This is a genomic window from Pseudomonas sp. CP4 (genome assembly GCF_047758505.1).
GTDB classification, from domain to species: Bacteria; Pseudomonadota; Gammaproteobacteria; order Pseudomonadales; family Pseudomonadaceae; genus Aquipseudomonas; species Aquipseudomonas fluorescens_AO.
Genome location: NZ_CP180489.1, coordinates 4,510,342 through 4,522,034, shown reverse-complemented (window position 1 = coordinate 4,522,034; position 11,693 = coordinate 4,510,342). Strand labels below are relative to the sequence as shown.

General features: G+C 60.3%; 6 protein-coding genes. 1 reads left to right on the top strand and 5 read right to left on the bottom strand.

Annotated elements, in window-relative coordinates; genetic code table 11:
• The first annotated feature begins 184 nt into the window (after positions 1 to 184).
• Positions 185 to 5,311 carry an NEL-type E3 ubiquitin ligase domain-containing protein gene (locus ACMYUN_RS20375; protein ID WP_415761587.1) on the top strand — a complete coding sequence of 1,709 codons (5,127 nt, stop codon included), beginning with the start codon at positions 185 to 187 and terminating at the stop codon, positions 5,309 to 5,311.
• A gap of 56 nt (positions 5,312 to 5,367) precedes the next feature.
• Here ACMYUN_RS20375 and ACMYUN_RS20370 read toward each other — a convergent pair whose 3' ends face one another.
• Genes ACMYUN_RS20370 through ACMYUN_RS20350 form a run of 5 tightly spaced genes read right to left on the bottom strand, consistent with a single transcriptional unit; the run spans position 5,368 to position 11,684 of the window.
• Positions 5,368 to 6,621: a hypothetical protein gene (locus ACMYUN_RS20370; protein ID WP_415761586.1), complete on the bottom strand. Its 1,254-nt coding sequence runs from the start codon at positions 6,619 to 6,621 to the stop codon at positions 5,368 to 5,370.
• Positions 6,622 to 6,626: 5 nt separating this feature from the next.
• The gene (locus ACMYUN_RS20365; protein WP_415761585.1) at positions 6,627 to 7,121 is read right to left on the bottom strand and encodes a CS1 type fimbrial major subunit; all 495 of its coding nucleotides are present in this window, start codon (positions 7,119 to 7,121) and stop codon (positions 6,627 to 6,629) included.
• A gap of 33 nt (positions 7,122 to 7,154) precedes the next feature.
• Positions 7,155 to 7,898 carry a molecular chaperone gene (locus ACMYUN_RS20360; protein ID WP_415761584.1) on the bottom strand — a complete coding sequence of 248 codons (744 nt, stop codon included), beginning with the start codon at positions 7,896 to 7,898 and terminating at the stop codon, positions 7,155 to 7,157.
• A 44-nt stretch (positions 7,899 to 7,942) separates the two neighbouring features.
• Entirely contained in the window at positions 7,943 to 9,157 is a 1,215-nt protein-coding gene (locus tag ACMYUN_RS20355) for a hypothetical protein (protein WP_415761583.1), read from the bottom strand.
• Between the two features lie 4 nt (positions 9,158 to 9,161).
• Complete coding sequence (locus ACMYUN_RS20350; RefSeq protein WP_415761582.1) at positions 9,162 to 11,684, bottom strand: CS1-pili formation C-terminal domain-containing protein; 2,523 nt, start codon at positions 11,682 to 11,684, stop codon at positions 9,162 to 9,164.
• Between the last annotated feature and the right edge of the window lie 9 nt (positions 11,685 to 11,693).

Here is an 11,693-nt window from a genome sequence, read left to right as displayed (position 1 = left end):
TGTCGGGGTAAACGCTTCAGGGTGAGGTTTTTTTACTTTCGCAGGTGGTAACCCTGCATTTTTCCGATTCGAATTTTCGTCGGGTTACGGCGCTGGAACGCCGTTTGCCTCCCGTTCTTTGAACTTTTGTTTTGCCCCGTCGTGGGTAGGCTGATCATTCCTCAACCAATCAAGGATGATTGCCATGCCCCTCTCTCCCGTGCCGGATGACAACCCAGACCAAGGGCGCCACTACGAATTCATCAAATCCGCCGTCAGTACTCCGTTCAAGACCGCAACCGTCAGTCGCGCCGAAGCGCTGGCCGCCACGCCTTTCAATATCGAGCCGTGGTACCAGACAGCCTCTGCCAAGGATCAGCAACGGCTCGCCGCCGCCAATCTCAAGGCGTGGGGCTCGCAGAACGCGGTTGATCACCTGCTGGCGAAAATCGACCTGTACACCTTCGCCGAACCCTTGCTCAAGGCAAAAATAAAAGCGGTGTACGGGATCGAACCGGATGTCAAAACCACCTGGCTGCGCCTGTACATTCCGGCAGCCACGCCCTGGTATGCGCTTGACCTTTCTGCTGGCGCCGTCACACGTACGGTATCGCTGCTGGACGCCGCGCTGCACAACTTTGCCAGCACGGAAATTGCCGGGCCCGACTCGCAATACATCAGCCAGCCTGACGCGCGTGGTCTGTTCGATGTCTTGCCGCTCCGGCACAAGATGTCGATTCAACAGTTCCAGACGCTGTGTCGCGAGCTGGACCTGGGTGCGCAGTACCAAAAGCATCTGGAAGGCACGCTGTTGCCAGCCCAGCCGCTGGCCGAAAGTCTGCTGCGCTACCAGGTGTTGCAAAGCCAGAAGGACGCCCTTGTCGTCGCGGCGCACATGGCGCTGATCAGGGGCGACATCGAGGACGATGCACACAAAAAGGTGCTGCGCCTGGCCACCAGCAAATTCTCGTCCCCTGGCACACAGCGGCCGGTTCGCTGGTACGACCTGTCGCTGCTCGACCAGCCGATGACCGGGATCATGCTGTTGCCACACGGTGCCAGCGACGCTGCCGGTGCAAGACCCGTGATCGCCTATGTGCCACACGATCCGGATCATCCGCTGAAGCAATACGACTCGCTCAAGGCATTCGGCAGCGAACTGCTCCGACAGCTGCGCGAGGATCGCTTGTGCCCTGCGACGCGACAGACGTATCGCCAGTTCTTCAGTCAATTCATCGACCAGCAACAGCGCGGACATTTCTTTGCCGAGCTGGAACAACGCCTGTTCGTCGTCAGGTATCACCCGCCTGAAAGCTCGACCGACCAACGCCCGCCATGGCGCAAAGACCCGGTGGAAAGCCCGAATCTGCGGCTCGCTGAGACCCGCCTGCAGGGTGATTACTGGCAACACGCTTATCTACGCAAACTCGACAAGATTCTCAATGACGGCCGGGAGATTGCCGTGTCCACAGCTGACACCGACAGCCAGGCGCGTTGGGCGTGGTGGGACAACTTCAAGAAAATCGTTTCGGACATTTTCAACGTCGCGCTGCTGATTGCCACACCGTTCGTGCCCGGTCTCGGCGAACTGATGCTCGCCTACAGCGCATATCAACTGACTCGGGAAGTGGTCGAAGGCGTGGTCGATCTGGTACAGGGCCAGCAAATCGAGGCAGCCGAACACATCATCGGTGTGGTGAGCAGCGTGATTCAGCTGGCGGCATTCGGCGCCGGTGCGCAAATCGGCAGTGCCTTCAAACTCAAGCTGTCACCGCTAGTCGAGGCTATGAAGCCGGTGAAACTGCCCGATGGCAAAGCCTCGTTGTGGCACCCGGATCTTGCGCCCTACGAGCAAAACGACCTGCAACTGGCGGCTTCTTCGAAACCCGACCCGCATGGCCTGCATCAGTTGGGCAGCCAAACCGTTCTGCCGCTGGAGAGCAAGCTCTACAGCGTCGAAAAAGCGCTCAGTCATCAATCTGCAAACGTTCACCGCATCAAGCATCCGCAGCGAGCCAACGCGTATAAACCGATCCTCGAACACAACGCACAGGGCGCCTGGCGGCACGAGGCGGAGAACCCGCTCGAATGGCACGACAGCGCCTTGATGCCGCGCCTGGGTCACAGCGTCGAGCGTTTTTCCGCGACCGAACTGGAACAGATCCGCGCCAGCAGCGGCACCGCTCACGATGAGCTGCGCGCCATGCACGACAGCAGCAGCGCACCGCCGCCGTTGCTGACCGATTCGCTCAAGCGCTTCACCGCCCGCGCGGACGTGGGCCTCGCCAGCGCGGACATTCGCGCCGGGCGCCCGCTCAAACCACCCGCCGACTGGTTCGAACCGATCGCTACCAGCTTGCCGGGCTGGCCCGGTCGGCGCGCGATCAAAGTGACTTACGAGCAGGTGGAAGGCTACTCGCGCCAATACGGCGATCCCTCCGCAGGCGAAGCCGATACCCTGACCATCAGCCAGGCGGATCTTAATGCCGGCCGCTTGCCCGAACGTCTGAATGATTTCCTCAACGAGGGCGAAATGCGCGCGCTGCTCAAGCGCGACGTGCCGGCGATCGCCCGTCCGCAGGCCCTTCGCGACTTGCTCGCCGAGGCGGTAGAGTCCGGCCGCGATGACATTGCCAGACGCTTCTATCAGGCCGCCGACCGACCGCGAACACGCAAGGTTCGTATCATCAGGCAGCGTTTTCCCGAGTTGCCGCTGCCCTTGGCGGAAAAGCTGCTGAGCGATGCCAGCCCGGCTGAATTGCAGCGCATCGGCGACGAGCATCGCTTGCCGCTGCGCCTGAAACATCAGGCCCGCGAACTCGATTTCGAAGCCTCGGCCAGCCGCGCCTATGACGGTTTCTACCGCGACACCCCACCCACACCGATGACCGAACGGCTGGCGCTGAGCGCTTTGCGCAACCATACGGACGCCTTCGGCAACCTGCGGATCGAAGTGCGCGACGGCACCCCTGCAGGACCGTTGCGTTGTGAGCTCGGCCCGGATGACGCGACCACCATCAGACGTTTGATCAGAGACGAGCATGGCCGTTACGAAGTGCTCGACGCCAATAATCTCAAGCTGCACGGCGCCGACGATTTCTACGAAGCGATTTTGCGCGCCTTGCCGGATGAAACACTGTCTGCGGTGGGCTACAGGCGCGGCCAGGGCCGGCCGTTCAAACTGTGGTTGATGGAACTGGCGCAAGCGCCCGCCAACCGCCGCACGGCATTGGCCGAACCGCCGATTCAGCGGGCCGTGAGCATCGAAACCGAAACACTGGTGCGCGGCTGGCCCCGCCTTTTTCGACGCTCGACACCTGAAGAAAGGATCAAGGACCTCTATCCGAAGATGAGCCCCCGGGAAGTCAGCGCATTTGTTGAGGCACTCAAGCGCAAGGGCGAACCGGTCGAGGCCATCGCGAGCCTTGAAAACGATCGAACGCAGTTGCACAACGAATTGCAGCGCTGGCGGGAAAGCTACCCTGCCGGCGTGGATGCCAACGGTGAACCCATTTACGGCGCTTCTGCGGATTTCATGCAAAAAGGCGGGCGGCACATCGAGGAGCGCCTGATCGAATGTTTTGATCGCCAGGGTGAAATCTTCGGCGAACGCAGCGTGCATCCCGACCAGGGTTACACGCTGGATTTATCTTCGACCATCGCCCGCCCGGAACTGGAACGCTGGTGGCAAACGCTGTACCAACGCCCCGGGATGAAAAAGTATTTCGATCGCATCACGGCGTTGAATCTCGACCGGGCGCGCCTGTCGCCGGACCCCAGCGTGCTGCTGAGCCACTTCCCCAACCTGCGCCAACTGAGCGCTCGCCAATGCGATTTGCGCGAACTGCCGTCCGTAACCGGACTGATGGCCAACCTGGAGGAGCTGGATCTGGCCGACAACCGCATCACGCTGAATGCCGAAGCCAACCGGCAATTGGGCCGATTGACCCGACTGCGCACCCTGAACCTCAACGGCAACCCACTGGACCTGCCGCCCGATGTCAGCGCGATGAATCACTTGGCGCGCCTGCACCTGGCCAATTCGCGTATCCAGACCTGGCCCGAAGGTCTGTTCACTGTCGACTCAGTGGCCAAACCACGCCCGCGCAGCCTGATGCTGGATTTGCGTGGCGCGCCCCTCGACACCTTGCCGACGGTCAGAGCCGGCTCTGATCAGGCCTTTGTGCTCAGTCGGGCTCGCTTCGATCAGACACGGCTGAGCAACGAAGACCGGGTGCGCTTAGGCGAGTACCGGACCTCTACCGGCCTGTCTTTTGTACAGGATTATTCCCCCGCGGCGGACGACGAACTCAGCTACTGGAGCCGTTTTCCCAAGGACGCCCCCGCTACGGGAATGGGTCCGTCAGGCGCGCTCAGCACCTGGCGCAAGGAGTCCTGGTATGACCTGATCGCAGAGCCCGATTCCGCCGGTTTTTTCAGCGTGATTCGCAAACAGCGCGAGAGTGCCGACTACCGCACCGATGCAGGTCGCCGGCGACTGACCCGGCGGGTCTGGGAAATGGTCGATGCCGTTGCCGTCGATTCGAAGCTGCGCGAAACGTTGTTCAAGCAGATTGTCTCCCCCGAAGATTGCGGCGATCTCGGCGCGCAATTATTCAACTCGCTGGGCATGAAAGTGCTGGTCTCCAAGGCCTACACAGAGTCGACTTCACCCACAATGCTGGAAGACCGTCTCGTGCGTCTGGCGCGCGGTGCGGCACGCCTGAATCGCGTCAGCGATGAAGCAGCGTTCGAGTACAAGACCCAGGAGGCGCTCAATAAGAGCGACCCGAGCATCCCGGCGCCGGATGAAGTTGAAGTCCATCTGGCCTACGAGACCGGTCTGGCTGAGCGCCTGCAACTGCCCTGGCAAACCGACGACATGCTGTACCGCAAGCGCTCGGGGGTGACGCATGAAAAACTCGACGCTGCCTACGCCACGATCACCCAGGGTGAAGCCGGCGATGGCCTGGTCAACGGAATGATCAGCCTGGGGTCGGATAATTTCTGGGAAGACCATTTACTGAAAACGTACCCGGAGCAATACGCAGAAAATAATCGCCTGTACGATCACCAGGGCGAGCAACTCGGTGAGCTAAAGGACGCTAAGACCGAGTGGGCCAATCCGACAGCACGGACGAACATGCACGCACTGACTCGCCGCATCCAGACCCTGGCAGAAGCGCTGGGCATCCCGGCCGACGGCGACCTGTTCGACGACGCACCGCTGAGCGAGGAACGCTATCTGGAGTTGTACGACGGCATCGCGTACAAACGCCGCGAACTGTCCCGGCGCCTGACGCGTGAGGCGATGGCCAGAGCCGGCCTGTGATTGTTTTCTGACGCGATTCGGCCAGCGCCGCTCGAGGTCTGGCCGATGGTTGTGGCCTAATGCACTTCGGAATCCCAGATCACCGTGATGTTGCCCTTGTAGGGTTTGTCACCGGCGTTATCGATGAGCCAGTTGGTGTATTGCTCCGCCACTTCGAAGTGCAACGTGCCCGGTTTGCGGTCGACGTAAATGCCAGGCTGAAAGGGTGCGGTCGCCGTGCGGCCCAACGGCACGTTACGCACCGGGCGTCCCGCGCTGTCGGTCAATCCGTGGGGCAGGCTGACGCTGACGTCGACCGCGCCGGCATAGCCCGTCTCGCGGTTCATGATGGCGCAGCCATCGCCGAATCCAAGATCATGCTCGCACTCGAGTTTCATGGTGAATTTCGACGAAGCCGAGATATTGAAGGTCTGGTCGCGATACAGCCGCGTCGGCCGCCGTCCGCTCTCCAGCCAGCCCTGCCAGCCACCTTGAGGTTCCAGCAAGACATGGTTGCCGCCGGGCGGAATATCGACTTTGAGGGTGTGTTGCACGTCGAGGACAAAATCCAGAGTGATGCTGCCGTCGCTCGCCTGCATCATCGGGCCGAAGTCGAAATCACCACGGTTGATGACGCTGTAAGTGATTGAGCCGGTGTAGATTCCTGTCGACATGCCCAAGGGGTTGGGCGTGCGCAACTCATAGGCGATATCGAGCGTATCGAAATACATGGATGGGATGTAATAGGCCGCGGACTTGGTGCAATAGGCCGCCATCGGCGTTTTCCAGAAAAACCGATAACTGGACGGACCATAGGCACCGACGCCGCTGTACAGGCAAGGTAAAGGCGCATACACCCAGCTTCTGTTGATCCAGAGTTGCTGGTGAGCCTTGAGGAGGTCGCTCTCCCCCGTCAATTGGGTTGCCGGATGGCTCAGATGGAACTCTGATCCGACACCGCTGATGCGCACTTCCATGGTTTCGGTTTCTTGTGTTTCAGGATTGCTGACGATCAATTGTCGCCAATTGCCGGGCACCTGAATCGCTACCACATCCGATGGATTCAACGGGCGAATCGAGTCGAAACGAATCGGCAACTGAATGCTGAACATGCCGTTTTCAACGCACTGATCCGGATAATTCGCGCAATAACCGCTGTTGGGTGTCTTATTGATAAACACGTTCTTGTTGGGCTGGGCCGGGTCCGGCTGGAACAAGGCACGAATCTCTTGAGTGGCGGCGTGAACCGGCGTGACGCTCGATGCCAGCAAGACACCCAGCCAGCAGAGCCTCTTGTTCAGCCCGAAACGGATGCGCGATTTCAGGTTCATGGCCGTCATCCCGCACTCGGTGTGCCGGCGTTGAACATCAGCAACACGTTGCCGGAGTAGTCACCGGGTCGATAACCTCCGGCCGGTTCGATCGGTTCGATCTTCAGCGCAACACGTTTGCCGGCGGCGGCTTCTTCCCGGGACACCACTTGTCGCGGGATGGCATGTGAACTCAGCTCGACGCCGTTGAAGGTCACGCGCAGTTCGATGATCTCTCCCGGTCGGCCGTTTTCCAGATAAGGATCGAGCAGCAAACGGGCCTCGATCGCACTGCTGTCATGGCGCACATCGAAGTTTTTCTCCACGTTACCCAGCATTGACGTGGGGTAATCCCAATTCAGGCGCTGGGGCCGGTGAATCCAGTCCGGCTCCGCCGGGATGACGTAAAAAGGTCGGCTGGGGATGGTCAGCGACACTTCGAAAGTGTGCTCCTCCCGCGCGCCCCAGGCCTCGGTGCCGGCAACTGCCAGCAGCACGAGGGCGATGCATTGCTTGATCATGTCGGGTACCCGATGCGTCAGTGGTAAAGCGTGTCAGCGGCTGGCGACTTTCAGGGCTTTTCTGTCGGCGCCCTCGATCAGGAAAAAGCGGTATTCGCGGCCTTTCTCCTTGTCGAAGGCGAACGTCTTGCCGGCCAGCACATGGTGTTTGGTGGTCGCGCCGCAGTCGCTTTCCTTGCTCAGCGAACAGCTCTTGAATTCGTCGATGATGAGCACCGTGTTGCCGTTGTTGCGCAATTCATAGCGCGTATCGGTTTCATTGATCGCCGTGTCGAAACGCGCATTTTTCGGGCGCACGAAGAAGATCGTGCCGAACCCGGTCATCACGTTGACCCCCGCCGAGAGCGATTTTTTGTAGTCATCGCGTTCTTCATTGCTGACGACGAAATTGTCTTCCTGCTCCGGCACGACCGGCACGAACCGCACGCGGAAATAGCGCTCGCGATCCCGTTCGCCCATGTACAGCAGGCGCGTGCCCTGCATGCCTTGCGCCGGTACGATCAGCCGCGCCGGGCTGGCCATCAGGCCATTGCGCGAGGCGCCATCGGCGGCATTGACCACGGCAATTTCCTTTGACGTTCCATCCGCCTCGTAGACGATCTCCAGCACGTTGACCTTGACGAACGCCGTGGCGTCACCGCTGTTGAATACCCGTTTGAGGTAGGTACTTTTATCGGCATCCAGGTAGTCGTATACCGTGCCCACATTGATCTGTGGCCCGGCCTGCGCCGTCAGGCAAAACGCGCTGAGCAGGCCCAGCAGGAAACCACGGTTCATCGTGTGCAACTCCTTGGAAATTGATAATGGCCAGACGCGAGTATTCATACTTCCGAGTCCCAAATGATGGTGATATCGCCGCTGTACGTGCCGTGCTTGCCAGGGGTAAGCAGTTGATCGACGGCGTATTTGTACATGATGAAATTCAGCGACGCGGCTTTTCGGTCGACATACAGACCGGGTTGAAAGGTGTTCCAATAATCAATCATCAAGGGATAGCGGGAGACGGGGTTACCATTAATGTCGGTAATACCATTGGGTAAAGTGATGGCAACGCTGACCCTGGCGTAATCGCCATCAGGGCCGTGCAATTTGCAGTCACCGCCCGATGCCACGCGATCACACATCATCTTGACCTTGAACCGCGTCGAGGCATAAAGGTAGAACAACTGATCGCGGAAAATTTGTGTCGGCTTTCTGCCGCTATTGATCCAGCTCTGCCATCCGCCTTCAGGCTCCAGCATGACCTTGTTGCCACCCGGAGGCAGATCGACTTTCAGAACGTGCTGCACGTCGAGCACGAAATTCAGGGTCAATCCATTGTCGTCCGCGTCCATCATGGCCCCCATATCGAAATCGCCGCCCGGACCCATGGTGTAATCGATGGACCCGGTATACAGACCGCTCGACATGCCTAATGGGTTGGGCGTTTTGAGCTCGTAGGCAAAATCGATCTTGTCGTAGTCCATTGAGGGGATGTTGAATGCGGCGGTCTTGGTGCACGCTCCCTCCACAGGCGTGTGCCAGAAAAAGCGATAGGATCTCGGGGTGTACCCCGCCAGGCCGCTGCCCTGGCACGGCGGTGGGGCATACAGCCAACCGGATTGAGACGTCCAGAGGATGTCGTGGCCGGTGGGCGCAGCCACACCGGTGAGCGTGTCGACGGGATCGCTCAGGAAAAAATTGGAACCAATGCCGGTAATGCGCAGCTCTACAACTTCGGTTTCCTGAGTATCCTGATTCGTCACCGTCAACCGCCGCCACCCGGTAGGCGCACGCACTGCAACGTCGTCCCCGGCCCTTATCGCGCGGTTTGATTTGTAACGAACCGGCAGCTCGATGCTGAACATGTTCTTGTCGGCACACGGTCCTGGAAAAGCCGCGCAATAGCCACCGTTGGGGGTCGTGTTGACGAACAGGTTCTTGCCTGGCTGCATCGGATCGGGCTGGAACAACGCCCGGATTTCTTGATTCGCCGCCTGCGCTGACGGCATGGCCAGGGCCAAACAGAGCCCAAGCCCATAAGCACGCTTTTTCATCGGATCACCCTGCCTTCTGTTCATTGAACGTGACATCGGCCAACGTATCCGGCGTGCAACGCAAATCCCCGATCATCAGCACGTCGTTTTCGCTGCGATGGTCGGCCTCGTTGAGGCGGAACTGACACAGCAACTGATTGCCCTGACGTACTTCCAGGGTCGGTGAGCCGGCGTTCATTTCCATCGAGAAGAACCCGTCGACTTCGGTCACGCCACGGCTGGCGTGGTTGATCACGTGATGGCCCTTGAGCGGCTGGCCGCGACCGTCAACCAGACGGCCGAGCACGGTCAGGGTTTTCATCACGCGGATCTGGCGGTACTCAACGCCACCCTTGTTCAAGTGATAACGGGTGCGCGCCGGCTCAATGGTGGCAGCCGGCACGGCGTTGCCTTCGAAATCGAAACTCACCGAGCTGTTCTGATACGCCGTGATCGGAATGAAATTGCGCCCCGGCTTCAACGCAGCACCGCCGCCGCTGTAGTCGTCGGCACGCAGGACGATGTCCTCGATGTCTGACTCGACGTCGACAATCATCCCGGCACCGCGCACTTCGCTCTGGCTGGTCAGGAGCATTTTCTCGCCGCCGACCACCAGCGTGCTGTCGAGGTTGAGCCCGCCCGTGAAGTTGCCGTTGTAGGAGGAACGCTGGACAAACGCGTCGCCGCTGAGCGCATCGGTGCGGAAATTGGTCAGGCTGGACATGCCCAGGCCGTACGTGTCGGTGAGCGCCGTCACCGAGACGCTTTGCAGCACGTGGTCCTTGAAGTCCCTGCGCCAGCCGAGCGAGGCATTGTTGTCGCGTTTGCCGTCACGGGCGGTGCGCGAGCCAATGCTGCCGGTGAGCTGCTGGCCAGGTGCGCCAAGGGCCAGGTTGATGCTCAGATCAACACCGCGATTGCGCGCATCGCCGCTGCTGAAACTGCCCGGCCGATCAAACAGCGACAGCCGCCAACTGGCATCGCTGCCCAACAGCACGGTGCGCTGGGTCCAGCCCAGATCCACGCCCATGCCTTCGACATTGCCTTCGCTGTGCGACAGCCGCGCGTTCACCGAACTCTTGCTGCTCAGGCCATGGTTGAGTGCCAGCGAGGAGTTACTGGTCTGCCCGACAAACACGTTGCGCGGCCGAATGCGCGTGCCATCGGGCAACGTGTCGTAGGTATTGGTGGTGTCGAGCCAACTGCGGTTGTGGCTGACCACGATACTGCCGGCGCCGTAGTTATAGAGGCTCTGCAGATCGAGACCGGTGCCGTAATCCTCAGTCTTGTAGACGTTGGCGTACAACGTGATGTGATTGGCCAGCGTCCAGTCGATGGAGGTGCCGTACTGCAGTTTTTCGCGGATCTGCCGCGCCGAGGCACCGACAATCACCCGTGGGTGCAGCAGGTAGTTCACCGACGCGCCGGCGGTGGGACTGCCGCTCGATTGCGTGTCCCAGTTGCTCAGTAGCTTGCTCTCCTCGCCGGCGAATACGTTGTAGCGCCAGCGTTCGTCGAGGTTGCGCCAGTTGTTGGGCTTGTACACCAGCTCCTGAGTCGTCGAAGTGATCTGGCCGTCTTCGATCAGGCGCACTTCCACCTCATAGATGCCGCCAGGTAGCGGGCGAGTATCGAGGGTCTGCAGGCCGGCCGGTACCGATTGCGTATTGATCAGCAAACCGTCGCGCCAGATCTCCACCGAACCCTGCCGGTTGGCGGTGACGTAGATCGGGTAAACGCTGGGCATCGGACTGTTGATTGCCAGGCTGTCGGAGCTGCCGTACATGACGCCGACCGCCGTATCGGGGCTGGTGCCGAACGTACGCGGCTGGCGCGTCAGTCCTTCGGAATTGGGGGTGAAATAGCCCAGGCGAAAGAAACTGCCTTGCAGTTCGCGCTGGGTGTGCAGTTCATGTACCGCGTGATAAAGCTTGTCGTCGGGGCCGCCGAGCCGGGCCATTTGCAGATTGAGCGTCTGGCTCCAGTTGCCGAGGCTGGCGCTGGCCTCCAGACCGAAGCGTCCGCCGAGGTCCTGGTCCTGACCACCGTTGAGGTTGAGCTGATTGCGCACCATCAGGCCGCTGCTGCCACCGCTCGGTTGCTCGTAATAACGTTTGGCCTCGACATCGCGTTCGGCATCTTGCGTGGCGATCGAAACCAATGAGTTTTCCAGGTTGTAATGCACCGCCAGAAAACCATCCGGGCAAGATCCCGTGCATGCGCCCAGAGGCACGCCGGGCTTGAGAAAGCTCGCCCATTTTTCCCGTTCCGCAGGACCGAAGCGGTTTTCGCTGGTGTCGGTGAATTCGAGGAGTGTGAGGCGATCATCGCGCGACAGCACCACCATGGCCTCGCCGAGCGGCTGTTGGTCGACCTCGACCCGCACCGCCAGCGGCACATCAAAGAAATGCTCCTCGAAATCCGCCGGCAAGCCTTTGGCCTGGGCCAGCAGACTGCGTGGCGTCGTACCGGCGGCGCTGGCGGCCATGGCTGTGCTGGCACACAACAACAGCGCAAGCGCAGCCGCGATGGGTGTCATCGGGAACATGAACTTGTA

Coding starts and splice junctions, on each gene's coding strand:
- ACMYUN_RS20350 (WP_415761582.1), bottom strand. CDS start 11,684: ATGTTCCCGATGACACCCATCGCGGCTGCGCTTGCGCTGTTGTTGTGT.
- ACMYUN_RS20365 (WP_415761585.1), bottom strand. CDS start 7,121: ATGATCAAGCAATGCATCGCCCTCGTGCTGCTGGCAGTTGCCGGCACC.
- ACMYUN_RS20370 (WP_415761586.1), bottom strand. CDS start 6,621: ATGAACCTGAAATCGCGCATCCGTTTCGGGCTGAACAAGAGGCTCTGC.
- ACMYUN_RS20355 (WP_415761583.1), bottom strand. CDS start 9,157: ATGAAAAAGCGTGCTTATGGGCTTGGGCTCTGTTTGGCCCTGGCCATG.
- ACMYUN_RS20375 (WP_415761587.1), top strand. CDS start 185: ATGCCCCTCTCTCCCGTGCCGGATGACAACCCAGACCAAGGGCGCCAC.
- ACMYUN_RS20360 (WP_415761584.1), bottom strand. CDS start 7,898: ATGAACCGTGGTTTCCTGCTGGGCCTGCTCAGCGCGTTTTGCCTGACG.